At 74.4% G+C, this 26,394-nt stretch carries 22 protein-coding genes; 19 read left to right on the top strand and 3 right to left on the bottom strand.

Annotated elements, in window-relative coordinates; all coding sequences use genetic code 11:
* From V1L54_RS21130 to mutM, 10 genes are all read left to right on the top strand, one after another.
* On the top strand, nt 1–1,237 hold a 1,237-nt coding region (locus tag V1L54_RS21130; RefSeq protein ID WP_330119637.1), incomplete at its 5' end, for a DAK2 domain-containing protein.
* A 196-nt stretch (nt 1,238–1,433) separates the two neighbouring features.
* Nucleotides 1,434–3,605 carry an ATP-dependent DNA helicase RecG gene (gene recG / locus V1L54_RS21125; protein ID WP_443076728.1) on the top strand — a complete coding sequence of 724 codons (2,172 nt, stop codon included), beginning with the start codon at nt 1,434–1,436 and terminating at the stop codon, nt 3,603–3,605.
* 134 nt (nt 3,606–3,739) lie between these two features.
* A complete protein-coding gene (locus V1L54_RS21120; RefSeq protein WP_330119635.1) occupies nt 3,740–4,273 on the top strand; it encodes a hypothetical protein in 534 nt (177 codons plus the stop codon).
* A 91-nt stretch (nt 4,274–4,364) separates the two neighbouring features.
* The gene (gene rsmD / locus V1L54_RS21115; RefSeq protein ID WP_330119634.1) at nt 4,365–4,952 is read left to right on the top strand and encodes a 16S rRNA (guanine(966)-N(2))-methyltransferase RsmD; all 588 of its coding nucleotides are present in this window, start codon (nt 4,365–4,367) and stop codon (nt 4,950–4,952) included.
* Complete coding sequence (gene coaD / locus V1L54_RS21110) at nt 4,949–5,458, top strand: pantetheine-phosphate adenylyltransferase (protein WP_330119633.1); 510 nt, start codon at nt 4,949–4,951, stop codon at nt 5,456–5,458. The genes rsmD and coaD overlap by 4 nt, the downstream gene beginning before the upstream one ends.
* A gap of 71 nt (nt 5,459–5,529) precedes the next feature.
* Nucleotides 5,530–6,690 (top strand): F0F1 ATP synthase subunit B family protein, encoded by a 1,161-nt coding sequence (locus V1L54_RS21105; protein ID WP_330119632.1) that lies wholly within the window; start codon nt 5,530–5,532, stop codon nt 6,688–6,690.
* 162 nt (nt 6,691–6,852) lie between these two features.
* Nucleotides 6,853–7,512 carry a YceD family protein gene (locus V1L54_RS21100; protein WP_330119631.1) on the top strand — a complete coding sequence of 220 codons (660 nt, stop codon included), beginning with the start codon at nt 6,853–6,855 and terminating at the stop codon, nt 7,510–7,512.
* 2 nt (nt 7,513–7,514) lie between these two features.
* Complete coding sequence (rpmF, locus tag V1L54_RS21095; RefSeq protein WP_100201097.1) at nt 7,515–7,688, top strand: 50S ribosomal protein L32; 174 nt, start codon at nt 7,515–7,517, stop codon at nt 7,686–7,688.
* A 19-nt stretch (nt 7,689–7,707) separates the two neighbouring features.
* A complete protein-coding gene (rnc, locus tag V1L54_RS21090) occupies nt 7,708–8,508 on the top strand; it encodes a ribonuclease III (protein ID WP_330119630.1) in 801 nt (266 codons plus the stop codon).
* Nucleotides 8,509–8,678: 170 nt separating this feature from the next.
* Entirely contained in the window at nt 8,679–9,530 is an 852-nt protein-coding gene (gene mutM / locus V1L54_RS21085) for a bifunctional DNA-formamidopyrimidine glycosylase/DNA-(apurinic or apyrimidinic site) lyase (protein ID WP_330119629.1), read from the top strand.
* An 84-nt stretch (nt 9,531–9,614) separates the two neighbouring features.
* Here mutM and V1L54_RS21080 read toward each other — a convergent pair whose 3' ends face one another.
* Nucleotides 9,615–10,577 (bottom strand): CAP domain-containing protein, encoded by a 963-nt coding sequence (locus V1L54_RS21080; protein WP_330119628.1) that lies wholly within the window; start codon nt 10,575–10,577, stop codon nt 9,615–9,617.
* A gap of 276 nt (nt 10,578–10,853) precedes the next feature.
* Here V1L54_RS21080 and V1L54_RS21075 point away from each other — a divergent pair, with 276 nt between their 5' ends.
* The 4 genes from V1L54_RS21075 (at nt 10,854) to ftsY (ending at nt 16,698) form a co-directional block, all read left to right on the top strand.
* Complete coding sequence (locus V1L54_RS21075) at nt 10,854–11,117, top strand: acylphosphatase (protein WP_330119650.1); 264 nt, start codon at nt 10,854–10,856, stop codon at nt 11,115–11,117.
* Between the two features lie 284 nt (nt 11,118–11,401).
* Nucleotides 11,402–11,611 carry a hypothetical protein gene (locus V1L54_RS21070; protein ID WP_330119627.1) on the top strand — a complete coding sequence of 70 codons (210 nt, stop codon included), beginning with the start codon at nt 11,402–11,404 and terminating at the stop codon, nt 11,609–11,611.
* Between the two features lie 184 nt (nt 11,612–11,795).
* Nucleotides 11,796–15,398 (top strand): chromosome segregation protein SMC, encoded by a 3,603-nt coding sequence (gene smc, locus V1L54_RS21065; protein ID WP_330119626.1) that lies wholly within the window; start codon nt 11,796–11,798, stop codon nt 15,396–15,398.
* Nucleotides 15,399–15,456: 58 nt separating this feature from the next.
* On the top strand, nt 15,457–16,698 hold the full coding sequence (gene ftsY, locus V1L54_RS21060) for a signal recognition particle-docking protein FtsY (RefSeq protein ID WP_330119625.1): 1,242 nt from the start codon (nt 15,457–15,459) through the stop codon (nt 16,696–16,698).
* Nucleotides 16,699–16,744: 46 nt separating this feature from the next.
* On the opposite strand, the gene V1L54_RS21055 is transcribed toward ftsY, so the two are convergent.
* A complete protein-coding gene (locus V1L54_RS21055; protein WP_330119624.1) occupies nt 16,745–17,434 on the bottom strand; it encodes a bifunctional DNA primase/polymerase in 690 nt (229 codons plus the stop codon).
* A gap of 348 nt (nt 17,435–17,782) precedes the next feature.
* Between V1L54_RS21055 and nsdA the strand changes: the two genes are divergently transcribed.
* From nsdA to ffh, 5 genes are all read left to right on the top strand, one after another.
* Nucleotides 17,783–19,282 (top strand): transcriptional repressor NsdA, encoded by a 1,500-nt coding sequence (gene nsdA / locus V1L54_RS21050; protein ID WP_330119623.1) that lies wholly within the window; start codon nt 17,783–17,785, stop codon nt 19,280–19,282.
* A 330-nt stretch (nt 19,283–19,612) separates the two neighbouring features.
* Nucleotides 19,613–20,914, top strand: a complete 1,302-nt coding sequence (locus V1L54_RS21045) for an ammonium transporter (RefSeq protein ID WP_330119622.1) — start codon at nt 19,613–19,615, stop codon at nt 20,912–20,914.
* A complete protein-coding gene (locus V1L54_RS21040) occupies nt 20,911–21,249 on the top strand; it encodes a P-II family nitrogen regulator (protein WP_330119621.1) in 339 nt (112 codons plus the stop codon). The genes V1L54_RS21045 and V1L54_RS21040 overlap by 4 nt, the downstream gene beginning before the upstream one ends.
* Nucleotides 21,250–21,265: 16 nt before the next feature.
* Complete coding sequence (locus tag V1L54_RS21035) at nt 21,266–23,764, top strand: [protein-PII] uridylyltransferase (RefSeq protein WP_330119620.1); 2,499 nt, start codon at nt 21,266–21,268, stop codon at nt 23,762–23,764.
* Between the two features lie 73 nt (nt 23,765–23,837).
* Entirely contained in the window at nt 23,838–25,400 is a 1,563-nt protein-coding gene (gene ffh / locus V1L54_RS21030) for a signal recognition particle protein (RefSeq protein WP_330119619.1), read from the top strand.
* A gap of 111 nt (nt 25,401–25,511) precedes the next feature.
* Here ffh and V1L54_RS21025 read toward each other — a convergent pair whose 3' ends face one another.
* On the bottom strand, nt 25,512–26,321 hold the full coding sequence (locus tag V1L54_RS21025; RefSeq protein ID WP_100201084.1) for a class I SAM-dependent methyltransferase: 810 nt from the start codon (nt 26,319–26,321) through the stop codon (nt 25,512–25,514).
* Nucleotides 26,322–26,394: the final 73 nt, after the last annotated feature.

Raw genomic sequence — 26,394 nt, 5'->3', positions numbered from 1 at the left:
CGCCGCCCCGGTCTCGGCCGGGCCCTGCCCGGCGGTGCCGGGGCCCGCCTGGTCGGCGGCCCGCGCCGCGCTCCGGGAGACACCCCGGCAGCTGGCGGAGCTGTCCCGCGCCGGTGTGGTGGACGCGGGCGGCTACGGCCTGGTCACGGTCCTGGGCGCACTGGTCGGGGCGCTCTCCGGGGAGCGCCCGGCGGACCCGGTGGCCGAACCGGCCGGCTGCGGCCCGGCGGCCGGGACCGACGGGACCGAAGAGGGCACCGGTGCCGGGGCGGACACCGGAGCCGGTCCGGAGACGGACGGGCCGGCGCCGGACGGCGGCCCGGCCTACGAGGTCATCTACCTGCTGGAGGCCGGTGACGAGGCCGTCGCCGCCCTGCGGTCCCGGCTCGACGCCCTCGGCGACTCCCTGGTGGTGGTCGGCGGCGACGGGCTGTGGAACGTCCACGTCCATGTGGACGACCCCGGCGCCGCGGTGGAGGCCGGCATCGAGGCGGGCCGCCCGTTCCGCATCCGGATCACACACTTCGGCGGCGGCCGGCCGGCCCACCGCGGCCGCGACCGGGCCGCCGACGGCGCCGTGTCCCGTGCCGTGGTGGCGGTGGTGCCCGGCGACGGGCTGGCCGCCCTGTGCGCGGCGGCGGGCGCGGCGGCCGTGACCGTACGGCCCGGTGAGCCGCCCGCCAGCGGCGAACTGGCACAGGCGCTGCGGCGGGCGGGGGCCGGCGAGGTGGTCCTGCTGCCCAACGACCCGGAGCTGCGGCACACCGCCGCCGCTGCGGCCGAGCAGGCCCGTGCCGAGGGGCTGCGGGTCGCCATCATCCCCACCCGTTCCCCGGTGCAGGGCCTGGCAGCGCTCGCCGTGCACGAGCCCGCCCGCCGCTTCGACGAGGACGTCGTCGCCATGACCTCGGCCGCCGGGGCCACCCGGTACGGCGAACTGTGCGTCGCCGAGCGGCAGTCGTGGACCACCGCGGGGGTCTGCCAGGCCGGGGACGTGCTCGGGCTCATCGACGGGGACGTGGCGCTGATCGGCACGGAACCGGAGCGGGTGGCCGCCGCGGTGCTGGACCGGATGCTCTCGGCGGGCGGCGAACTGGTGACGCTGGTGGTCGGCGCGGACGCGCCCGAGGGCCTGGCGGGACGCCTGGAGCGGCACGTACGGCGGGCACACCTGGCCGTGGACACCGTCGTCTACGAGGGGCGGCAGAGCGGGCCGCTGCTGATCGGCGTGGAGTGACCGCCGACCGCGGCGCCGCCCGGACCGCCCGCGGCCGGACCCGGAACCGGGTCGCGTACCGGGGCTGTCGGTGCCGTGGTGTGCAATAGGGGGCGTGCCCGCGCGAGAGACCGAACCGAAGCAGCAGGGGGAGACCGGGACCGACCCCCTGGCGGAACCGCTGCGCAGAACGCTCGGCGGCACCACCGCGAAGGTGATGGCCGAGCACCTCGGCCTGCACACCGTCGGCGACCTGCTCCACCACTACCCGCGGCGGTACGCTGAGCGCGGCGAGCTGACGAGGCTCTCAGACCTGCCGCCGGACGAGCACGTCACCGTCGTCGCCCAGGTCGCCGACGCCCGGGTGCACACGTTCAACCAGGGGCGCGGCAAGCGGCTGGAGGTCACCGTCACCGACGGCAGCGGCCGGCTGCAGCTGGTCTTCTTCGGCCGTTCCGTCCACCATCACCACCGGGAGCTGCTGCCCGGCCGGCGCGGGATGTTCGCGGGCAAGGTGGGGGTCTTCAACCGGAGGCTCCAGCTCTCCCACCCCGCCTACGAGCTGCTGGGCGCCGGCAGCGACCCGGACGCGGTGGACGCCTTCGCCGGGCGGCTGATCCCCCTCTACCCGGCCTGCAGGCAACTGGAGTCCTGGAAGCTCGCCAAGGCCGTCACCACCGTCCTGGACTCGCTGGGCGCCACCGGCTGGGCGGGCGTCGCCGACCCGCTGCCGCCCGCGCTGCGCGAGCAGTACGGGCTGCCCGCCCTGCCGGAGGCGCTGGAGAAGGTCCACCGGCCGCGGCACAGGGCGGATCTGGAGCAGGCGCGGACGAGACTGAAGTGGGACGAGGCGTTCGTCCTCCAGGTCGCCCTGGCCCGCCGCCGTCTCGCCGAGGGCCAGCTGCCCGCCGTGCCGCGCAAGCCCCGCGAGGGCGGGCTGCTGGACGCCTTCGACGCCCGGCTGCCGTTCACCCTCACCGAGGGGCAGCTGGCGGTCAGCCGGGAGATCTTCGACGACCTGGCCGCCGAGCACCCCATGCACCGGCTGCTCCAGGGCGAGGTCGGCTCCGGCAAGACGCTGGTGGCGCTGCGGGCCATGCTCGCCGTCGTCGACGCGGGCGGGCAGGCCGCGCTGCTCGCCCCGACCGAGGTGCTGGCCCAGCAGCACCACCGCTCGGTCACCGAGATGATGGGCGAGCTGGCCGAGGGCGGCATGCTCGGCGGCAGCGACCAGGGCACCAAGGTGGTGCTGCTCACCGGCTCGATGGGCACCGCCGCCCGGCGGCGGGCGCTGCTGGACCTGACCACCGGCGAGGCCGGCATCGTCATCGGCACCCACGCCCTGATCGAGGACAAGGTGCGGTTCCACGACCTGGGCCTGGTCGTGGTGGACGAGCAGCACCGCTTCGGCGTCGAACAGCGCGACGCGCTGCGCTCCAAGGGGAGGCAGCCCCCGCACCTGCTGGTGATGACCGCGACCCCGATCCCCCGCACGGTGGCGATGACGGTCTTCGGGGATCTGGAGACCTCCGTGCTGGACCAGCTCCCGGCCGGGCGCTCGCCCATCGCCAGCCATGTGGTGCCCGCCGCGGAGAAACCCCACTTCCTGGCGCGCGCCTGGGAGCGGGTGCGCGAGGAGGCGGCGGCCGGGCACCAGGCGTATGTGGTCTGCCCCCGCATCGGGGACGAGGAGGAGTCCGCCGGCTCCCGGAAGGGCGGCGACGGCGGGAACGGCGGAGGAGACGGGGCGGACGGGGGCGCCGACGGCGAGCGGCGCCCGCCGCTGGCCGTCCTGGACGTCGCCGGACAGCTCTCGGACGGGCCGCTGGCCGGGCTGCGGGTGGCGGCGCTGCACGGCCGGATGCAGCCGGACGCCAAGGACGAGGTGATGCGCCGCTTCGCCGCGGGCGAGGTGGACGTCCTGGTCGCCACGACCGTCATCGAGGTCGGGGTGAACGTGCCCAACGCCACCGTGATGGTGATCATGGACGCGGACCGGTTCGGCGTCTCGCAGCTCCACCAGCTGCGCGGCCGGGTCGGGCGCGGCACCGCGCCGGGGCTGTGCCTGCTGGTCAGCGAGGCCCCGGAGGGCAGCCCCGCGCGTGCCCGGCTGGCGGCGGTCGCCACCACCCTGGACGGCTTCGAACTGTCCCGCATCGACCTGGAGCAGCGCAGGGAGGGGGACGTACTGGGCCAGGCCCAGTCCGGCACCAGGTCGTCCCTGCGGATGCTCGCCGTCATCGACGACGAGGAGGTCATCGAGGCCGCCCGGGCGAGGGCGACCGAGGTCGTCGCCGCCGACCCGGAACTGGAGGGACTGCCCGAGCTGCGCGCCGCCCTGGACGCCCTGCTGGACGCCGAGCGCGAGGAGTACCTCGACAAGGGCTGAGAGGGGGGAGAACCGGAGGAACCGCCCGGCGTACCCGGTCACGGAGCGTCACTGTCAGTGCCGGGCGGGAGACTGGGTGTGTTCCGGACCGGTCCGCACGAGACCGGTCGGCCTGGACCACTGGGGGTTGCTTCATGGCATTCCGGCATCTCAACGAACTGCCGCTCGGCGACAAGGTCTTCCGCATCGAGCTCGCCAGCGACGACGACTCCACCGTGACCCTCTCCCTGACCGGCTGGCAGGAGGACGCCCCGCGGGAGCCGCTGGCCTCCGGCAGCCTCGCCCTGCCGCTCACCGAGGTGCCCGCGCTGCGGATCGCGCTCAACCGCGCGCTGCGCGCCCTCGCCCTCGTGGCCGACGTCGCCGAGCCCATCCCCGACCGCGACGTGCTGCGCGAGCTGTTCCCGGGCCACGGCGCCCCCTGGGTGCCCCAGCACGAGGAGGACCTCACCCAGCGCTTCCACGCAGGCGAGACCATCGCCCGGATAGCCGCCCGCTTCGGCCGTACCCCGGATTCGGTCCGCACCAAGCTGCGCGAGCTCGGCCACGACCCGCGCCGCCCGGAGTACTGCCCGCCGGACGGCTGCCTGTCCTGGTCGCGCTACGCCTCGCCCGCCCTGGTGGGCGCCGCCGCGCCGGAGCCGGGGGAGGACAGGGCGGCGGGCTGATCCGGCACCGGGCACTTATCGTGGGAGCGGCGGCCTGCGGTGCCGCCGCTCCCACTGCCCGAGCTGACAGGACCCGGGGGACGACGAAGCGATGACCCGCGTGATCGCCGGCACGGCCGGCGGACGACGGCTGGCGGTACCACCCGGCCAGGGCACCCGGCCGACCTCCGACCGGGCGCGCGAGGGCCTGTTCTCCACCTGGGAGTCGCTGCTCGGCCCGCTGCTCGGCCTGCGGGTGCTCGACCTGTACGGCGGCTCGGGCGCGGTCGGCCTGGAGGCGCTCTCGCGCGGGGCCGGGCACGTCCTGCTGGTCGAGTCCGACGCCCGGGCCGTACGCACCATCCGGCAGAACGTCCGCGGCCTCGGCCTGCCCGGCGCCGAGGTACGGGCCGGCCGGGCCGAGCAGGTGGTGCGCGGACCGGTCCCCGGGGCGCCGTACGACGCGGTCTTCCTCGACCCGCCGTACGCCGTCGGGGACGGCGAGCTCCGCGAGATCCTTCTCACACTCCGGCTGAGGGGGTGGCTCACGGCCGACGCCCTCGTCACCGTGGAGCGCGGCACGAGAGGCGGCGAATTCCGCTGGCCCGCCGGTTACGAGGGGCTGCGGTCCCGCCGCTACGGCGAGGGCACGCTCTGGTACGGTCGCGCCGCCCGTGAAGAAGCCACCGACGCGTCATGACCCGTACGGAGAGCGAGGGAACAGCAGTGCGCCGCGCCGTCTGTCCGGGGTCCTTCGACCCCATCACCAACGGACACCTCGACATCATCGCCCGCGCCGCCAAGCTCTACGACGAGGTCTACGTCGCGGTGATGATCAACAAGTCGAAGCAGGGCCTGTTCGCCGTCGAGGAGCGCATCGACCTGATCCGCCAGGTCACCGGCGAGTACGGCAACGTGCGGGTCGAGTCCTTCCACGGGCTGCTGGTGGACTTCTGCAAGCAGCGGGACATCCCCGCCATCGTCAAGGGCCTGCGGGCGGTCAGCGACTTCGACTACGAGCTGCAGATGGCCCAGATGAACAACGGGCTCTCCGGTGTGGAGACGCTGTTCGTGCCGACCAACCCGACCTACAGCTTCCTCTCCTCCAGCCTGGTCAAGGAGGTCGCCGCCTGGGGCGGCGACGTCTCCCACCTGGTGCCGCCCGCGGTCCTGTCGGTCCTGCGCGAGCGCCTCACCCGGCCCTGAGCCGCCGCCGGGGGAAGCTCCTTCCGGCATCCGCTGTCGCGCCGGCGGCCACTGCCCGTACAGTCGCTTCCGTGGACGTACAGCAGAAACTCGACGACATCGTCGCGGCGGTCGAAGGCGCCCGCTCCATGCCCATGTCGGCCTCCTGCGTGGTCAACCGTGCGGAGCTGCTGGGCATGCTGGAGGAGGTGCGGCAGGCACTGCCCGGCTCGCTCGCCCAGGCACAGGAGCTGCTCGGCGACCGGGAGCAGACGATCGCCGGGGCCCGGCAGGAGGCCCAGCGGATCATCGAGTCCGCGCAGGCCGAACGCAACGCGCTGATCTCCGGCACCGAGATCGCCCGCCGCTCCCAGGAGGAGGCCGACCGCATCCTGGCCCAGGCCCGCCGGGAGGCCGAGGAGATCCGCGCCGAGGCGGACGACTACGTCGACAGCAAGCTCGCCAACTTCGAGGTGGTCCTGAGCAAGACCATCGGCTCGGTCGACCGGGGCCGTGAGAAGCTCCTGGGCCGCGGCCCGGGGGGCGACGGCTACGGAGGCGAGGGCGACGGGGAGTTCGACGAGGACATCCCGGAGCGCTCCGCCGATCCCGCCGAGCTGCGGGAGCGCGCCGACGCGTACGTGGAGACCCAGTTCCGGGCGTTCGAGGCGGTGCTCACCAAGACCCTGGAGGCGGTCGGCCGGGGGCGGCAGAAGCTCACCGGCCACCGTCCCATCGACGACCTGGCCGCGCATCTGGCCGCCCAGGACGGCCAGGACCAGCAGTCCGGCGCCGACTACCTCGCCGACCTCGCCGCCGCCCAGGCGTCCCCCGCCCCCGCGGCGGCCCGGCCGGCGCAGCAGGCGGGGTACGAGCCGCAGCCGGCGGCCGATCCGTACGGTTACCAGCAGCAGGGCTATCCGCAGGGCCAGGAGCAGGGCGGCGGCTACGGCTACCCGCAGCAGGGCTACCCGCAGGAACCGGATCCGTACTACGCCCGGCCGGCGCAGCAGGCGGGGTACGAGCCGCAGCCGGCGGCCGATCCGTACGGTTACCAGCAGCAGGGCTATCCGCAGGGCCAGGAGCAGGGCGGCGGCTACGGCTACCCGCAGCAGGACTACCCGCAGGGCGCCGTCCCCGCCCCGCCGCAGCACCAGCCCCAGCAGCAGCCCGCGGCGCTCGACGAGACCAGCTTCTTCGACACCAGCATGATCGACATGGCACAGCTGAGGCAGTACGAGCAGGGCCGGTGACCATCCCGGCCGGCCGGGACCGGTGCTCCCCGCCGGGCTCCGGCCGGAGCGGATTGGGACCAAAGCGGCCTGTCCAGTATCCTGGCTCTTCGGTCGCGGCTCGCCCGCGACGTCCGGCTGCCCGGATCGCCCGTCGGAAGCGGAGCGAGACGGAGCCGTCCGGTGCCAGACCGTAGAAAGCAGGAAGCCCTGAACGCCCCCCTCGACCCCCGTTCCCCCCTCGTGTTCGACACACGCGAGCTGGGGCGTCGTCCGGGTGCGCTCAAACGGCTCTCCCGTACGGTTCCGGCCCCCAAGGACCTGGGCACCGAGGTCGTCGGGGTACCGGAGGGCGCGGCCATGGAGCTCGACCTCCGCCTGGAGTCGGTCATGGAGGGGGTGCTCGTCACGGGCACCGTCCGTGCACCGCTGACGGGGGAGTGCGTAAGGTGTCTGGAGCCGCTGGAGCAGGATGGCGAGGCGGATTTCCAGGAGATGTTCTCCTACCCCGACGCCGACGACCGGAGCCGCTACGCGGACGCCGGCGACGACGCCGAGGACGAGGAGATGTTCCGGCTCGAGGGCGACCTGCTCGACCTCGAGCCCGTGCTGCGGGACGCGGTGGTGCTGTCACTGCCGCTGCAGCCGGTGTGCCGGGAGGACTGCCCCGGACTGTGCCCCCGTTGCGGGGCACGGCTCGCGGACGATCCCGGCCACGACCACAACGAGGCCGTCGACATCCGGTGGGCGGCACTCGAAGGACTCGCCGGTTCCATGGGGAACGGCGAGAAGGACGAAGACAACGAACCCCGCAGCGACGGGGACGATCCACAGGAGAAATAGCCGTGGCTGTTCCGAAGCGGAAGATGTCGCGCAGCAACACGCGCCACCGCCGGTCGCAGTGGAAGGCTGCGGTCCCCACCCTGGTCAAGTGCGAGCGCTGCCAGGAGCCCAGGCTGCAGCACATCGCCTGCCCGAACTGCGGCACCTACAACCGCCGCCAGGTCCTCGAGGTCTGATCGGCGGGTGACGGGCTCCATGTCAGACGCCACGACGCCTGGCTCCTCCTCCCGCCGCGGCGGGAGCGAACCCGAGGCGCAGGCGGGCCTGGTGGATGCGGCCTCGTCCCACACGCTGCTGGAGGGGCGGCTCGGGTATCGGCTCGAGTCCGCCCTTCTGACGCGTGCGCTGACGCACCGCAGCTACGCGTACGAGAACGGCGGGCTCCCGACCAACGAGCGGCTGGAGTTCCTGGGGGACTCCGTCCTCGGTCTGGTGGTCACCGACACGCTCTACCGCACCCATCCCGAGCTCCCCGAGGGGCAGCTCGCCAAGCTGCGGGCCGCGGTGGTCAACTCCCGGGCGCTCGCCGGTGTCGCCCGCGGTCTCGACCTGGGCGCCTTCATCCGGCTCGGCCGGGGCGAGGAGGGCACGGGCGGCCGGGACAAGGCGTCGATCCTCGCGGACACCCTGGAGGCCGTCATCGGCGCGGTCTACCTCGACCAGGGACTGGACGCGGCGGGCGAGCTGGTGCACCGGCTCTTCGATCCGCTGATCGAGGAGTCCTCCAGCCTGGGCGCCGGCCTGGACTGGAAGACCAGCCTCCAGGAGTTGACCGCGGCCGAAGGGCTCGGGGTCCCCGAGTACGTGGTCTCCGAGACCGGTCCCGACCACGAGAAGACCTTCACGGCTGCCGCCCGCGTCGGTGGTGTCGCGTACGGCACCGGCACCGGCCGCAGCAAGAAGGAGGCCGAGCAGCAGGCGGCCGAGGCCGCCTGGCGCGCGATCCGGACCGCGGCCGACCAGGAGGCGGGCCAGACCACCGAGAAGGTGTCCTGACCCCGTCCGGCCCCGGCCGCGCACCCGGACTCCCTGTTCTCTCCCTGCCCGTTTCCCCTTTTCCGCCCGCCGCCCGTCCGCCTCCGACCGGGGCGGGTGGGCGCGGGGGCGTGCGCCGCGGCACCCACCGCCGTGCGCCCCGGACCCCGCCCCGTGACGAGGAGCCGTCATTGCCCGAGCTGCCCGAGGTCGAGGTCGTCCGGCGCGGACTGGAGCGCTGGATCGCGGGCCGCACGGTCGCCGAGACCGAGGTGCTGCACCCGCGCGCCGTCCGCCGCCACCTCGCCGGGGCGGCCGACTTCGCCGCCCGGCTGCGCGGCGCGCGCGTCGGGACGCCGCTGCGCCGGGGCAAGTACCTGTGGCTGCCGCTGGAGGACACCGGCCACTGCGTCCTGGCCCACCTCGGCATGAGCGGGCAACTGCTCGTCCAGCCCCGCGAGGCGCCCGACGAGAAGCACCTGCGGGTACGGGTCCGCTTCGCCGACTCGGCGGGCACCGAGCTGCGCTTCGTGGACCAGCGCACCTTCGGCGGGCTGTCGCTGCATCCCACCACGGCCGGCGGCCTGCCCGAGGTCATCGCCCACATCGCCCGTGATCCGCTGGACCCGGCGTTCGACGAGGCGGCCTTCCACGCCGCCCTGCGCCGCCGCCGCAGCACCGTCAAGCGTGCCCTGCTCGACCAGTCGCTCATCAGCGGGGTCGGCAACATCTACGCCGACGAGGCGCTGTGGCGCTCCCGTCTCCACTACGACCGCCCCACCGCCACCCTGACCCGCCCGCGCACGGCCGAGCTGCTGGGGCACGTCCGCGATGTCATGAACGCGGCCCTCGCGGTGGGCGGCACCAGCTTCGACAGCCTCTACGTCAACGTCAACGGGGAGTCGGGGTACTTCGACCGTTCCCTGGACGCCTACGGCCGTGAAGGGCTGCCCTGCCACCGCTGCGCCACCCCGCTGCGCCGCAGCCCCTGGATGAACCGCTCCAGCTACTTCTGCCCCCGCTGCCAGCGCCCGCCCCGCTGATCGACGGCCCCGGCCGCCGCTCACGCGCTCCGGCCCCGGCCCGGAGAACCGGGCCGGGGCCGGAGCGCGCCGGTCACCGGTGTGTCAGAAGCCGAAGTTCTGCGTCCACCACGGGCCGCCCTCGGCGAAGTGCGCGCCCACGCCCAGGGTCCGGTAGTCGCAGTTGAGGATGTTGGCGCGGTGGCCCGGGCTGTTCATCCAGGCCTCCACCACGGCCTCGGCGTCGGTCTGGCCCCGGGCTATGTTCTCGCCGCCGAGGTTGTCGATGCCCGCGGCCTCGGCGCGGTCCCAGGGGGTGTCGCCGTTGGGGCTGGTGTGGGAGAAGAAGCCCTGCACGGCCATGTCCTCGCTGAACTCCCCGGCCAGTTCGGCCAGTTCGGGGTCGGCGGTGACCGGGCGGCAGCCGGCCTTGGCCCGCTCCAGGTTGACCAGCTTCAGCACCTCGGCCTCGGCGGTCGCCGCCGCGCTGCTGGAGGGGCTGCTCGGAACGGTGTCCCCCGTCTCCTCGGCGGGCGGCTTCTGCGGTGTCTCGGGGGACCGGGAGGGCGGTGTCCTGGAGGCGTCGTTCCCGCCGGCCGAGGGCGGGGCGTCGGCGCGCGGGGGAGCCGACTCCGGTGCCGACTGCGATTCGCTCGGCTTGTCCGAGGGCGTCTTCTCCGGCTTCCCGGAACCCGGCGAGGAGGGGCTGCCGGAACCGGGGGCGGGGCTGCGGTCGCCGGTGCGGCCCGGGGAGGAGGGGGATTCCGCTCCGGCGGGGTCGGCCGCCGGGGGAGTGGAGGCTCCCTGGGTCTGCAGGTCCGGCAGGCCACCGGTGCGTATGTCGGAGCTGCTGCCGGGACCGCCGACGGTGTAGGTGCCGTTCGGTCCGGGGATCAGGCCGGAGGCGACGGCCACGGCGCCCATCGCCATGGCGGCCGATGCGCCCAGGAGCCCGGTGCGCACGGGGGCCGCGCTCCGCTTGCGCTGCGGGCCGCGGTGTCGGCCGCCCCGCGCGGCGGGGACGGGGGCCGGTGCGGGGGCTGGATTGGCGCGTCGGTGGCGTCCCATCTACTGCAGTCCTCTACATGATCGGCGTCACTTGCATCACTCGAACGAGTGAGACCCGTTGCCGCGGACTGTACGGCATCCATGGCGGTACGGGGGGCGGGACGGCGTAAACATGAGCATGATCGGAGCATGGGAAAGCGCACAGCGGGCGGACGCCCGGGGTTTCCGTCCGGATAGCGTGCGTTCATGGCCGGGAGGGCGGTGGGAGAAGCGGGAAGGACGGCGGAGGGCGCGGTGGAGGAGAGGGAGCGCGCGGCTGCGGGGGATGCCGTGCGGATGACGGCCTGGGTGCGCGGACGGGTGCAGGGAGTCGGCTTCCGCTGGTTCACCCGTGCCAACGCATTGCGGATCGGCGGCCTGGACGGTTTCGTGCTCAATCTCGGCGACGGTCGCGTCCAGGTGGTCGCCGAGGGGCCGCGGGACCGCTGCGAGCTGCTGCTGGAGTGGCTCCGTACGGGTGACACACCGGGCCGGGTGGAGGGGGTGACCGAGGTGTGGGGCAGCCCGCGCGGCGAGTACCGGGGCTTTGCCGTCAGGTGAGCGGGAACTTGTTGCCTTTCACCCTGCGACGTGCAAGGCTGCGGCCATCGGTGATCCCCGAGGACCCCGTCAGCCCTCCGGCAAGTTGAGTGCCGTCGAGTCAAGGCTGCGGGGCGCGTGGCGTGATCGTGTTGACCGTAAAAAGTTTTGGTGAGACGCTGGAAGCCCGCGCACCGCAACTGTTCTGCCTTGGGAATGAAGGCACGACAGGTGTCGCGGATTGCGAATCCCTCACGACCCACCACCGTTATCGGTCGGTCACTCAGTGCGGAGGACCATCCATCATGGCAAAGGCGCTTCTCGGTTACGTCGGCGGCCCTGACCCCCGAGTCCTCGCCGAGATGCGACGGCTGCAGCAGCGTGTTCAGGACCTGGAATCCGAGCTCGTACGGATCCAGGCCGAGAACGACGCGCTGTCGGCCGCCGCGGCACGGCACGGCGAATCGCTGCTGGACAGCATCGACGTATCCAAGGCGGAGCCTGCGCTCACCTGACCGGCCAGCCGGGACAGAGGACCGCAGCGCCGAACCGCTGGGAGAAAACTGCAAGGGACGCTTCGGCGTCCCTTCGTCGTTTCCGGCCCCCGGTGTGGCGCTTACCGTGTGATGTGCCCCACTCGATCAGCGGTGAAACTCACCTCGGTCGGGAAACCGGCACCGGGGAGTAAAGTCCCGGTACGTGCACCTCAAGAGCCTGACCCTGCGCGGGTTCAAGTCCTTCGCCTCGGCCACCACACTGCGGTTCGAGCCGGGCATCACCTGCGTCGTGGGGCCCAACGGCTCCGGCAAGTCCAACGTGGTGGACGCGCTGTCCTGGGTGATGGGCGAGCAGGGTGCCAAGTCACTGCGCGGCGGCAAGATGGAGGACGTCATCTTCGCCGGAACCGCGGGGCCGGCCGGACGTCCGCCGCTGGGCCGTGCCGAGGTCTCCCTCACCATCGACAACTCCGACGGCGCGCTGCCCATCGAGTACTCCGAGGTCACCATCACGCGGATCATGTTCCGCAACGGCGGCAGCGAGTACCAGCTCAACGGCGACACCTGCCGGCTGCTGGACATCCAGGAACTGCTCTCCGACTCCGGTATCGGCCGCGAGATGCACGTCATCGTCGGGCAGGGCCAGCTCGACTCCGTCCTGCACGCCGACCCGGCGGGCCGCCGCGCCTTCATCGAGGAGGCGGCCGGCGTCCTCAAGCACCGCAAGCGCAAGGAGAAGGCCCTGCGGAAGCTGGACGCGATGCAGGCCAACCTCGCCCGCGTCCAGGACCTCACCGACGAGCTGCGCCGCCAGCTCAAACCACTGGGGCGGCAGGCGGCCGTCGCCCGCCGCGCCGCGGTGATCCAGGCCGACCTGCGCGACGCCCGGCTGCGGCTGCTCGCCGACGACCTGGTCACCCTGCGCGCGGCCCTGCGGACCGAGCTCGCCGACGAGGCCGCCCTCAAGGAGCGCAAGGAGACCGCGGAGAGCGAACTGCGGGAGGCGCTGCGCCGTGAGGCCGAGCTGGAACGGCAGGTGCGGGACCTGGCACCGCGGCTGGAGCGGGCCCAGCAGACCTGGTACGAGCTCTCCCAGCTCGCGGAGCGGGTGCGCGGCACCGAGAGCCTGGCCGAGGCCCGGGTCAGAAGCGCCGCCGCCGAACCCGCCGAGGAGCGCCGGGGACGCGACCCGGAGGACATGGAGCGCGAGGCCGCCCGGATCCGCGAGCAGGAGGCGGAACTGACCGCGGCGCTGGAGGCGGCCGGCCGGGCGCTGGAGGACACCGTCGCGCACCGCGCCGAACTGGAGCGGGCCCTGGCCGCGGAGGAGCGCCGTCTCAAGGACGCCGCCCGGGCCATCGCCGACCGCCGGGAGGGGCTCGCCCGGCTGCACGGCCAGGCCACCGCCGCCCGCGGCCGGGCGGCGTCCGCCCAGGCCGAGATCGACCGGCTGGCCGCCGCCCGTCAGGGGGCCGTGGAACGCGCGGCGGCGGCCCAGGAGGAGTACGAGACGCTGCGGGCCGAGGTGGACGGCCTGGACGCCGACGACGCCGAACTGGCCGGGGAGCACGAGACCGCCAGGCGCGAACTGGCCGGGGCGGAAGCGGCGCTGGGCGCGGCCCGCGAGGCGCTGGCCGCCGCCGAACGACAGCGGGCCGCGGTCTCCGCCCGCCGCGACGCCCTGGCCCTGGGGCTCCGCCGCAAGGACGGCACCGGCGCGCTGCTCGGCGCCGGGGACCGGCTCGCCGGACTGCTCGGCCCGGCCGCCGAGCTCCTCACCGTCACCCCGGGCTTCGAGGTCCCCGTCGCCGCCGCTCTCGGCGCGGCCGCGGACGCCGTCGCCGTGGACGGTCCCGCCGCCGCGGCCGACGCCCTGCGACTGCTGCGCGAGCAGGACGCGGGCCGCGCGGCGCTGGTCCTGGGCGGCGCCCCCGAGCCGCGGGCCCCCGGCGCCCCGGAGCTGCCGGGCGCGCGGCGGGCGGCGGAGCTGGTCTCGGGCCCGGAGGTCCTGCTGCCCGCCCTGCGGCGGCTGCTGCGCGACGTGGTGGTGGTCGGCACCCTGCGGGACGCGGTGACCGCGGTGACCGCGCATCCGGAGGTGACCGCCGTCACCGCCGACGGCGATCTGCTCGGCGCCCACTTCGCGCAGGGCGGCTCCGCGGGCGCGCCGTCGCTGCTGGAGGTCCGGGCGTCGGTGGACGAGGCCGCCGCCGAACTGGCGGAGCTGGACGGCCGGGTCGCGGAACTGACCGGACAGCGGGAGCGGGCCCGGGAGCGGCACCGGGAGTGTGCCGCCCGGGTCGAGGAGCTGGGTGCCCGGCGCAGCGCCGCGGAGAAGGAGAAGTCGCAGGTCGCCGGCCGGCTCGGCCGGCTGGGCGGGCAGGCCCGGGCCGCGGCCGGCGAGGCCGAGCGCGCGGCGGCGGCCGTCGCCCGCGCCGAGGAGGTGCTGGAGCGGGCCCGGCAGGAGGCCGTGGAACTGGCCGAACGGCTGGCGGTGGCCGAGGAGCAGCCCGGCGAGGAGGAGCCGGACACCTCCGTACGGGACCGGCTGGCCGCCGACGGCGCCAACGCCCGGCAGACGGAGATGGAGGCCCGTCTCCAGGTCCGCACCCACGAGGAACGCGTCAAGGGCCTCACCGGCCGGGCCGACTCGCTGGACCGCGCCGCCCGCGCCGAGCGGGAGGCGCGCGCCCGCGCCGAACGCCGCCGCGCCCGGCTGCGGCACGAGGCCGAGGTCGCCTCGGCCGTCGCCGCCGGAGCCCGGCAGCTGCTGGCGCACCTGGAGGTGTCGCTGGCCCGGGCCGGGGAGGAACGGGAGGCCGCCCGGCGGGCGAAGGCCGAACGGGAACGCGAACTGGCCGCCGAACGGGACCGGGGCCGGGAGCTGAAGGACGAGCTGGACAAGCTCACCGACTCCGTGCACCGCGGCGAGGTGCTCGGTGCCGAGAAGCGGCTGCGGATCGAGCAGCTGGAGACCAGGGCCCTGGAGGAGCTGGGCGTGGAGCCGGCGGTGCTGGTCCGCGAGTACGGCCCCGACCAGCCCGTACCGCCCTCCCCGCCCGCCGGGGACGAGCAGCCGCCCGGGGCGGAGTCCGGAACGGCGGACGGCGGAGGCCCCGCCGCGGGCGGCCCCTCGCACGACCGTCCGGTCCCCTTCGTCCGCGCCGAGCAGGAGAAGCGGCTGCGGGCGGCCGAACGGGCCTACCGGCAGCTCGGCAAGGTGAACCCGCTGGCCCTGGAGGAGTTCGCCGCGCTGGAGGAACGGCACCGCTTCCTCGGCGAGCAGCTGGAGGACCTGAAGAAGACCCGCGCGGACCTGCTGCAGGTCGTCAGGGAGGTGGACGAGCGGGTCGAGCAGGTGTTCACCGAGGCGTACCACGACACGGCCCGCGAGTTCGAGGGCGTCTTCTCCCGGCTCTTCCCCGGCGGCGACGGACGGCTGGTCCTCACCGACCCGGAGAACATGCTCACCACCGGGGTGGACGTCGAGGCCCGGCCGCCGGGCAAGAAGGTCAAACGGCTGTCGCTGCTGTCGGGCGGGGAGCGCTCGCTGACGGCGGTGGCCCTGCTGGTGTCGATCTTCAAGGCCCGGCCCAGCCCGTTCTACGTCATGGACGAGGTCGAGGCCGCCCTGGACGACACCAACCTCCAGCGGCTCATCGGGATCATGCGGGAGCTCCAGGAGAGCTCCCAGCTGATCGTGATCACCCACCAGAAGCGGACCATGGAGGTCGCGGACGCGCTCTACGGCGTCTCCATGCAGGGCGACGGGGTGTCGAAGGTCATCAGCCAGCGGCTGCGCTGACGCGGCCGGGGCGCACCGCACCGTGCGGCGGGCGGCCGTGGCCGATACTGGTCACGTTATGGACATCGTCATCCTTGCCGTAGTCATCGCCGTGGTCGCCGTCGCCGCCGTCAGCGGCCTGGTGGTCACCGCCACCCGCCGGAAGAAGACACCGCCGCCCGGCCGTCCGGCCCCCCCGACCGTCACCGCGCCGCCCCCGTCCGAACCCCGGGTCGGCGAGGAGGCCGAGGCCCCCGGCGACGAGGGGCGGCGCACCATCGAAGAGGTCGACCTGCCGCCCCCCGCCGGCGCCACGGACGCCGCCGTGGTGGAGGAGGCCGGTGCCCCCGCGCCGCCCGAGGTGCCCGGGATCGAGACCCCAGAGCCCGCCGCCGGACGGCTGGTGCGGCTGCGTGAACGCCTGTCGCGCTCCCAGAACACCCTGGGCCGCGGTCTGCTCACCCTGCTCTCCCGCGATCATCTCGACGAGGACACCTGGGAGGAGATCGAGGACACCCTGCTCACCGCCGACGTCGGCGTCGCCCCCACCCAGGAACTGGTCGAGCGGCTGCGCGAACGGGTGCGGGTGCTCGGCACCCGTACCCCCGCCGAACTGCGCGCCCTGCTGCGCGAGGAACTGCTGACCCTGGTGGGCACCGATCTGGACCGTACGGTCCACACCGAGGGCGGCGTCTCGTCCGAGGGCGTGGTGCGGCCGGGCGTGGTGCTGGTCGTGGGCGTCAACGGCACCGGCAAGACCACCACCACCGGCAAGCTCGCCCGGGTGCTGGTCGCCGACGGCAAGTCGGTGGTGCTCGGCGCGGCCGACACCTTCCGAGCCGCCGCCGCCGACCAGCTCCAGACCTGGGGCGAGCGGGTGGGCGCCCGTACCGTCCGCGGCCCGGAGGCGGGCGACCCGGCGTCGGTCGCCTTCGACGCGGTCAAGGAGGGCATCGCCGCCAGCGCCGACGTGGTGCTGGTCGACACGGCGGGACGGCTGCACACCAAGGCCGGCCTGATGGACGAGCTGGGCAAGGTCAAGCGGGTGGTGGAGAAGCACGGCCCGGTGGACGAGGTGCTCCTGGTCCTGGACGCCACCACCGGCCAGAACGGCCTGATCCAGGCCCGGGTCTTCGCCGAGGTCGTGGATGTCACCGGCATCGTGCTCACCAAACTCGACGGCACGGCCAAGGGCGGCATCGTCATCGCGGTGCAGCGCGAGCTGAAGGTACCGGTCAAGCTGGTGGGCCTGGGAGAGGGGGCGGACGACCTGGCCCCGTTCGAGCCGGAGGCGTTCGTGGACGCCCTGATCGGGGACTGACCGCACGCCGCCCGCGCCCTCCGCCCCGGCCCGTCGGCCCCCGGCCTCAGCCGCGGGGGAACTCGCGGTGGCAGACGTACGCCAGGGTGCCCAGCAGGAGCCGGGCCTGCGGGGGGCGTTCGGCCGTCTCCGGGTCGGGGGGCCGCAGCCACCGGACCGGGCCGAGGGCGCCCAGGTCGGAGGGCGGGGCGGTGATGTGGTCGCCGGGGCCGAGGCCGCGCAGATCCAGTACGGCGTCGTCCCAGCCCATCCGGTACAGCAGCCGGGGGAGCCCGGCCGCGGCACCGGGAGCCACCAGGAACCAGGCACGGCCGTGCGGGGTGACGGCGACCGGTCCGGCCGGCAGGCCCATCCGCTCCAGCCGGGTCAGCGCGCGGCGCCCGGCGGCCTCGGGTACCTCGATGACGTCGAACGCCCGGCCCACCGGCAGCAGCAGCGCGGCGCCGGGGACCCGCCCCCACACCCGGGCGGCCTCGCCGAGACCGGAGCCCGCCGGCACTCCGGGAGCCCCGGCCAGAGGATGGGCACCGGGAGAGGGGCAGCGGGCGGCTCCGCAGGAACACCGGGACCGGCCCCCGCCGCGCACGGTCCGGGCCCCGGGGACGACGTCCCAGCCCCACAGGCCGGTGTACTCGGCGACGGCGGTGTACAGCGGGGCGCGTTCCCGGCGCCCGGCGCCGGGCCGTGATTCCCGCGGCCCCCGCCTCTCCCGGATGCTGCCGATGGTGAAACCCATGCCCCCTCCAACGGGTCCTGTGCGCGGTCGGTCCCGAAACGGCGGTGTGCCGGTACGCGGTGTGACGGCTCCGGTGCCGGCCGTACGGTCCCTTCGGCGGTCGTACTCCTCTCCACGCCCCAGTGAACCCCGGGGAGCCGGGGTTGCGGTTCACCCGAAGGGGTGGCGAATGGTGGCGGTTTTGCAATTTCACTCGCCGGATCAGTGATCGTAGGATTACTTTCGGTTCACGCAAGGACGGAACCACACGGAAGACGCCCGGCGCGTACCCGTACCGCCCGCATGCCCGCTCCACGGCGCGCGGCCCGGTCCGGCGGACCGCGCACGGGTCGGAATGGGGGCTTTCCAGTGAGCGGCAACGACAGCAGCGGCGGTGCCGCCGGCAAGCGCCCGAACGAGCTGCTGGCCTCGTGGTTCGTGCGCAGCGGCTGGTCCAAGGGGGAGCTGGCCCGGCAGGTGAACCGCCGCGCACGCCGGCTGGGCGCGCACCACGTCAGCACCGACACCTCCCGGGTGCGCCGCTGGCTGGACGGCGAGCAGCCCCGCGAGCCGATCCCGCGCATCCTCTCCGAGCTGTTCTCCGAGCGCTTCGGCTGTGTGGTCTCCGCCGAGGACCTGGGGCTGCGCGCCTGCCGCCGGACCGCCTCCGCCGACGGCGTCGACCTGCCCTGGACGGGGCCGCAGACGGTGGAGATGATCGGTGAGTTCTCCCGCAGCGACCTGATGCTGGCCCGCCGCGGCTTCCTCGGCACCTCCCTGGTGATGGCCGCCGGCCCGGCCCTGATCGAGCCGATGCAGCGCTGGCTGGTGCCCGCGCCGGGCGGGCCGGACGCCGCCCCGCCGGCGGCCGACCGGGGTACGCGCCGCACGTCCCGGCTGTCCGGCCCGGAGCTGGAGCTGCTGGAGCAGACCGTCGTGATGTTCCGCGAGTGGGACGCCCAGTGCGGCGGAGGGCTGCGGCGCAAGGCCGTCGTGGGACAGCTCCACGAGGTCACCGACCTGCTCCAGGACTCCCACCCCGAGCCGGTGCGGCGGCGGCTGTTCCGGGTCACCGCCGAACTGTCGGAGCTGGCCGGCTGGATGAGCTACGACATCGGGCTCCAGCCGACCGCCCAGAAGTACTTCGTCCTCGCCCTGCACGCGGCCAAGGAGGCCGGTGACCGGCCGCTGGGCTCGTACGTGCTGTCCAACATGAGCCGCCAGATGATCCATCTGGGCCGGCCCGAGGACGCGCTGGAGCTGATCCACCTCGCGCAGTACGGCGGCCGGGCCGGGGCCACGCCCCGCACCCAGGCCATGCTGTACGCGATGGAGGCGCGTGCGTACGCGAACCTGGGCAAGCCCGACAAGTGCCACCGGGCGGTACGGATGGCCGAGGACGCCTTCTCCGACGCCGGACGGGACGACACCGACCCGGGCTGGATCACGTTCTTCTCCGAGGCCGAACTGCACGCCGAGAACGCCCACTCCTACCGCGACCTCGCCTATGTGGCGGGCCGCAGCCCGGCGTACACCTCGCTCGCGCAGCCCGCCATGGGGAAGGCGGTGGAACTGTTCGGCCGGGAGTGCGGCGAGGACGGCGGCGGCCACCAGCGGTCGTACGCGCTCAACCTCACGGGGATGGCCACCGTCCACCTGCTGCAGCGGGAGCCCGAGCAGTGCGCCGCCCTGGCCGGGCAGGCGCTGGAGGTGGCCAAGCGGCTCCGCTCGGAGCGGGTCAACAACCGCATCCGCAAGACCGTGGCCGGCGCGGCCCGTGAGTTCGGGCATGTCGCCGAGGTCGCCGAGCTGACCGAGCGGCTCGCCGGCGAACTGCCGGAGGGCGGCGAGGTCGCCCTCGCGGTCTGACCCGGCCGTCCGATCCGGCCGTCCGGCCCGTCGTCTCCGGGCCGATTCCCGGTTGTTATACGGCCGTGACGGCCGCCCCGCGCGAACCAGGTGCGCGGGGCGGCCGTCACGGCCGTTCGGCGTGGTGGGGCCGGGAACCGGCCGGAGCGGGAAGACCGGCCGAACGGTTCCGGCCAGGGGGCGCGTTCATCCGGCCGTAACACGACACGTGCCTTCGTCACGGTCGCGAAACACCGCACGGCATCGGAGGAAACGGGGCTTCGCGAATCTGTGGCGCATCCTGATCCCCAGATCCGCCCCCACGGGTCGCGACGCGAGGAGGCGCCCACATTGAACGGCGCGGATACCGCTTTTGTACTGATCAGCGCTGCGCTGGTCATGTTGATGACACCCGGCCTGGCGCTGTTCTACGGCGGCATGGTGCGGGTCAAGAGCGCCCTCAACATGCTCATGATGTCCTTCATCTCGCTGGGCATCGTGAGCGTCCTGTGGGTGCTCTACGGATACTCGCTCGCCTTCGGCACCGACACCGGAGGTGTGATCGGCAACTTCGAGTTCGCCGGTCTGAAGGGCATCGGCGTCGAGACGCTCACCGGCGGTGACGAGGGCATCCCGGTCTTCGCCTTCATCGTCTTCCAGCTCATGTTCGCCGTCCTGACACCCGCCCTGATGAGCGGTGCGCTGGCCGACCGGGTGAAGTTCAGCGCCTGGGCGGTGTTCATCGCCCTGTGGGCCACGGTCGTCTACTTCCCCGTCGCCCACTGGGTCTGGGCCGAGGGCGGCTGGCTGTTCGAGCTGGAGGTCATCGACTTCGCCGGCGGCACGGCCGTCCACATCAACGCCGGTGTCGGCGCGCTGGCCGCCGTCCTGGTGGTGGGCAAGCGCATCGGGTTCAAGAAGGAGCCGATGCGCCCCCACAGCCTCCCCCTGGTGGTCCTGGGCGCCGCCCTGCTGTGGTTCGGCTGGTTCGGCTTCAACGCCGGCTCCGCGCTGGCCGCCAACGGCACCAGCGCCACCATGGCACTGAACACGCAGGTGGCCACCGCCGCCGCCATCCTGGGCTGGCTGATCTACGAGCGCGTCCGGCACGGCGCCTTCACCACCCTGGGCGCGGCCTCCGGCGCCATCGCCGGCCTGGTCGCCATCACCCCCGCCGGCGCGCACGTCAACGCCGTCGGCGCGATCGCCATCGGCCTGGTCGCCGGCCTGGTCTGCTCCTGGGCGGTCAGCCTGAAGTACAAGCTCGGCTACGACGACTCCCTGGACGTCGTCGGCGTTCACCTGGTCGGCGGTGTCGTCGGCACCCTGCTGGTCGGCTTCCTGGCCATCGACGGCGTGGGCGGCGTGGAGCAGTTCGGCAAGCAGGCCGTCGGCGCCTTCTCGGTCATGGCCTTCTCCTTCGTGGTCTCCTGGATCCTGGCCAAGCTGATCGACGTCACCATCGGCTTCCGCGCCGGTGAGGACGACGAGACCGCCGGTCTGGACCAGGCGTACCACGCCGAGACCGCCTACGACTTCAGCGCGGTGGGCGGTGCGCCCGGCTCCCGCGGCACGGCCGGGGCCACCGGCAGCCAGACCGACAGCGTGACGGCTCCCTCGTCCGGGGAGCCCGGAAAGAAGGTGGACGCGTGAAGCTCATCACCGCAGTCATCAAGCCGCACCGTCTCGACGAGGTGAAGGAGGCACTGCAGGCGTTCGGCGTCCAGGGCCTCACCGTCACCGAGGCCAGCGGCTACGGCCGGCAGCGCGGTCACACCGAGGTGTACCGGGGCGCGGAGTACACCGTCGACCTGGTCCCCAAGATCCGCATCGAGGTCCTCGTCGAGGACGACGACGCCGAGCAGCTCGTCGACGTGGTCGTCAAGGCCGCCCGCACCGGGAAGATCGGCGACGGCAAGGTCTGGAGCGTGCCGGTGGACACCGCGGTGCGGGTCCGGACCGGCGAACGCGGTCCGGACGCCCTGTGACGGAGCGGGGAGCCACATGAGCACGGCACCCCCGCCGGTCTCCCCGGACTCCGCCGGCCCCGCCGGCGGAACCGGGGGGACCGGGGCGGAGCCCGGCACCTACGCGGCGGCCCGGCTGCGCCTCCTCACCGGGGAGGGGCGGCCCGGGCCGCCGCGCCGCAGGGCCCTCGCGGAGCTGACCGACGACTGGCTCGCCGGGCTGCTCGGCGACCCGGGGCGGGGAGTCGCCCTCGTCGCCGTCGGCGGCTACGGCCGCGGGGAGCTCTCCCCGCGCAGCGACCTCGACCTGCTGCTGGTGCACACCGGACGGGACCCCGGCGAGATCACCGCCCTCGCCGACCGTCTCTGGTACCCCGTGTGGGATCTGGGCATCGCCCTGGACCACTCGGTGCGCACCCCCGAGGAGACCCGGCGGGCCGCCGCCGAGGACCTCAGGGTGCAGCTCGGACTGCTGGACGCCCGGCATGTCGCCGGCGACGCGGAACTCACCGCCGGCCTGCGCACCGAACTGCTCGCCCGGTGGCGCGCCGACGCGCCCCGGCGGCTGGCCGAACTGCGCGAGACGCTCGAGGAGCGCGCCCGGCGCCACGGCGAGTTGCGCTTCCTCCTCGAACCCGATCTGAAGGAGGCCCGCGGCGGCCTGCGCGACGCCACCGCCCTGCGCGCGGTGGCCGCCTCCTGGCTGGCCGACGCCCCCCGTGAAGGGCTGGACGAGGCCCGCCGCACCCTGCTCGACATCCGCGACGCCCTCCAGCTGGCCACCGGCCGCGCCACCGACCGGCTGGCCCTGCAGGAGCAGGACCAGATCGCCGAAGACCTCGCGCTGCCCGACGCGGACGCCCTGCTGCGCCGGGTGTACGAGGCCGCCCGGGTGATCTCCTACGCCGGTGACGTCACCTGGCGCGAGGTCGGCCGGGTGCTGCGCTCGCGCGCCCGCCCCGCCGCCCGTCCCGGTCCGCGCACCCCGCTCGCCGAGAACGTCGTCGAGCAGGACGGCGAGGTGGTGCTCGCCCGCACCGCCCGCCCCGGACGCGACCCCGTCCTGACGCTGCGCGCCGCGGCGGCCGCGGCCCAGGCCGGGCTGCCGCTGGCCCGGCCGGCGGTGCGGAGGATGGCCGCCGACGTACCGCCGCTGCCGGTGCCCTGGCCCGCCGAGGCCCGTGAGGCGTTCGTCACGCTGCTCGGCGCCGGCGAGCCCCTGATCGGGGTGTGGGAGGCGCTGGAGGCCGAGGGCCTGGTCACCGCGCTGCTGCCGGACTGGGAGCGGGTGCGCTGCCGCCCGCAGCGCAACGCCGTGCACCGCTGGACGGTGGACCGCCATCTGATCGAGACAGTGGTGCGGGCCCGTGCCCACCTGCGCCGGGTCAAACGCCCCGACCTGCTGCTGGCCGGAGCGCTGCTGCACGACATCGGCAAGGGCTGGCCCGGCGACCACAGCGTCACCGGCGAGACCATCGCCCGCGACATGGCCGCCCGGATGGGCTTCGGCGCCGAGGACGCCGACACCCTCGCCACCCTGGTGCGCCACCATCTGCTGCTGGTCGAGACCGCCACCCGGCGCGATCTGGACGACCCGGCGACCGTGGCCGCGGTGGCCGGGGCCGTCCGCGGCGCGGGCACCCTGGAACTGCTCCACGCCCTCACCGAGGCCGACGCGCGGGCCACCGGTCCCGCCGCCTGGTCGGCATGGCGCGCGGGGCTGGTGTCCGACCTGGTCGAACGGGTCGGCGCGGTGCTGGCGGGCGAGGACGGCGGCCCGGAGCGGGACGCCTTCCGACCCACCGCCGAGGCCGAACGGCTGGCCGCCGAGGCCCGGCGCACCGGCGGCCCGGTGCTGTCCCTGCGCACCCGGACCGAGCCGGCGTCCCCCGGCACCGGCTCCGCGGACGCAGCCGTGGACGCGGTCCCGGAGACGGACCCGGAACCGGTCGGCGTCGAACTCCTCATCGCCCTGCCCGACCAGCCCGGTGTCCTGCCCGCCGCCGCCGGCGTCCTGGCCCTGCACCGGCTCACCGTGCGCACCGCCGACCTGCGTGCCGTGGTCCCGCCCGGCACGGGCCCGTCCGGCGCGGGTGCCGTCCTGCTGCTCAGCTGGCGGGTCGCCGCCGAGTACGGTTCGCTGCCGCAGGCCGCCCGGCTCCGCGCCGACCTGGTACGCGCCCTGGACGGCTCCCTCGACATTCCCGCCCGGCTCGCCGAGCGGGAGCGGGCCTACCGCGGCACGCCCCGCCACCGCCGCGGCGCCGGGGCCCCGCCGCCGCGGGTGACGGTCGCCCCGGCGGGATCGCGGCTGGCCACCGTGCTGGAGGTGCGCGCCCAGGACGCCCCCGGCCTGCTCTACCGCATCGGGCGGGCACTGGAGGACGCGGGTGTCGCCGTGCGCAGCGCGCACGTCAGCACACTCGGCGCCAACGCGGTGGACGCCTTCTACGTCACCGGGCCCGACGGCACCCCGCTGCCGGAGGAGGAGGCCGCCGGGCTCGCCCGGGACCTGGAGCGGACCCTGGGCGGCTGACCGCGGCGGCGGCGGGCGGATACTCTTGGAGGTCGACCGCCACCGCCGCCAACGCGAAGGATCCGCGACCGACGTGTTCGACACTCTCTCCGATCGCCTCACGGCGACGTTCAAGAACCTCAGGGGCAAGGGCCGGCTGAGCGAGGCGGACATCGACGCCACGGCGCGCGAGATCCGCATCGCCCTGCTGGAGGCGGATGTCGCGCTGCCCGTGGTGCGGGCCTTCATCAAGCAGGTCAAGGAGCGCGCCCTCGGCGCCGAGGTCTCCAAGGCGCTGAACCCCGCCCAGCAGGTCGTCAAGATCGTCAACGAGGAACTCGTCGGCATCCTCGGCGGCGAAACCCGCCGGCTGCGGTTCGCCAAGAACCCGCCGACGGTGATCATGCTGGCCGGCCTGCAGGGCGCGGGCAAGACCACCCTGGCGGGCAAGCTGGGCCGCTGGCTCAAGACCCAGGGCCACACCCCGCTGCTGGTCGCCTGCGACCTGCAGCGCCCCAACGCCGTCAACCAGCTCACCGTCGTCGCCGAGCGCGCGGGCGTCGGGATCTACGCGCCCGAGCCGGGCAACGGCACCGGTGACCCGGTCAAGGTCGCCCGCGACTCCATCGACCACGCCCGTACCAAGCAGTACGACGTGGTCATCGTCGACACCGCCGGCCGGCTGGGCATCGACGAGGAGATGATGCGGCAGGCCGCCGACATCCGCGACGCGGTCCGCCCCCACGAGACCCTCTTCGTCGTGGACGCCATGATCGGCCAGGACGCGGTCAACACCGCCGAGGCGTTCCGCGACGGCGTCGGCTTCGACGGTGTGGTGCTCTCCAAGCTCGACGGCGACGCCCGCGGCGGCGCGGCCCTGTCGGTCGCGCACGTCACCGGACGCCAGATCATGTTCGCCTCCAACGGCGAGAAGCTGGACGACTTCGACGCGTTCCACCCGGACCGCATGGCGTCCCGCATCCTGGGCATGGGCGACGTCCTCAGCCTCATCGAGAAGGCCGAGCAGACCTTCAGCCGGCAAGAGGCCGAGAAGATGGCCGAGAAGCTGGCGAAGGGGCCCAAGGAGTTCACCCTCGACGACTTCCTGGCCCAGATGGAGCAGGTCCGCAAGATGGGCTCCCTCTCCAAACTGCTAGGGATGATGCCCGGCATGGGGCAGATCCGGGAGCAGATCAACAGCATCGACGAGCGCGACGTGGACCGTACCGCCGCGATCATCAAGTCGATGACCCCGGCCGAGCGCACCGATCCCACGATCATCAACGGCTCGCGGCGGGCCCGTATCGCCCGCGGTTCGGGCGTGGACGTCAGCGCGGTGAAGAACCTCGTGGAGCGCTTCTTCGAGGCCCGCAAGATGATGTCGAAGATGGCCCAGGGCGGCGGCATGCCGGGGATGCCCGGAATGCCGGGCATGCCCGGGGCGGGCGGCGGCAGCCGGAAGAAGGGCAAGCAGCAGAAGAAGGGCAAGGGCAAGCAGCGCTCGGGCAACCCGATGAAGCGCAGGGCCGAGGAGCAGGCTCTCGCCGAGCGCCGCGCCGCGGGCCAGGGCGGCGCCTTCGGGCTGCCCGGCGCGGGAGCGGACGCGGAGGACTTCGAGCTGCCCCAGGAGTTCCGGGACCTGCTGCCCCCGAAGTGACCCGGAAGTGACCCGGCCGCCGCCCCCGGCCGGACCGGCGGGCGCGCACCGCCGTCCCGGCCCGGCCGGGGCGCAGTGCCGCGCCGGCCGGGCCGGGAGCGGGCGGCACCGTCACGTCATGGCGACCACGTAGCGGAACAGGTTCTGCATCCACACCGTGCCGTCGGGGCGCACATGGGGACGCAGCGCCTCCGTCAGCTCCTTGGTGACCTGCCCCTCGTCCGTCGCCCGGACGGCCGCGTCGTACAGCCCCGTGGAGACCAGACCCCGCACCGCGCTCTCCAGGTCGGCGTACCCGAAGGGGCACGCCACCCGCCCCGAGCCGTCCAGCCGCAGGCCGGCCCGCCGGGCCAGGTCCTCCAGATCGTCCCGGCCGCCCGGCCGCCAGCACCGGCCCACCGGGAGCCGCGGTTCGGCCAGCCGCTCGGCCACCCGCAGCGCGGGGGCGGCGGCACAGCGCTCGACCGGCCCCCAGCCCGCCAGCACCACCGGAGTGCCCCGCCCGGTCACCTGGGCCACCCGGGTGAGCACGGCGGCGTCGGGCAGGGCGTCGAAGGCGGTCACCAGGGTCGGCGGCGGCCCCTCGCGCAGGGCGGCGGCGTCCGGCCCGCCGTCCGGCTCGCTCGGCAGCACCCGCGCGGCCCAGTGCCGCGCACCCCACTGCGGCTCCGGCAGCAGCCGCTGCCGGGCCAGTTCCAGGCGGGCCTCGTCGCTGTCCGTCCCCGTGACGGTCGCGCCGCGGGCGGCGGCCAGCACCAGCGCCAGCCCCGAACCGCAGCCCAGGCCCAGGACGTGCGCGTGCCGTCCGACCTCGAACCGCTCGTAGACCGCCTCGTAGAGCGGAACCAGCATCCGTTCCTGAATCTCCGCCCAGTCCCGGGCGGGCCGCGGGAGGTGCCGCTGTGCGAGCGTGGGTGCCATCGCAACATCCCCATTCCGTGGAAGGATCGCCGGATACCCGGCCGCCGTCTCGTCCCCCGAGAGGTCCAAAGTC

Origin of the sequence: Streptomyces rubellus (assembly GCF_036323805.1) — a bacterium.
In the GTDB taxonomy this organism is placed as follows: domain Bacteria; phylum Actinomycetota; class Actinomycetes; order Streptomycetales; family Streptomycetaceae; genus Streptomyces.
This window is presented reverse-complemented; position numbering and strand designations above follow the sequence as displayed.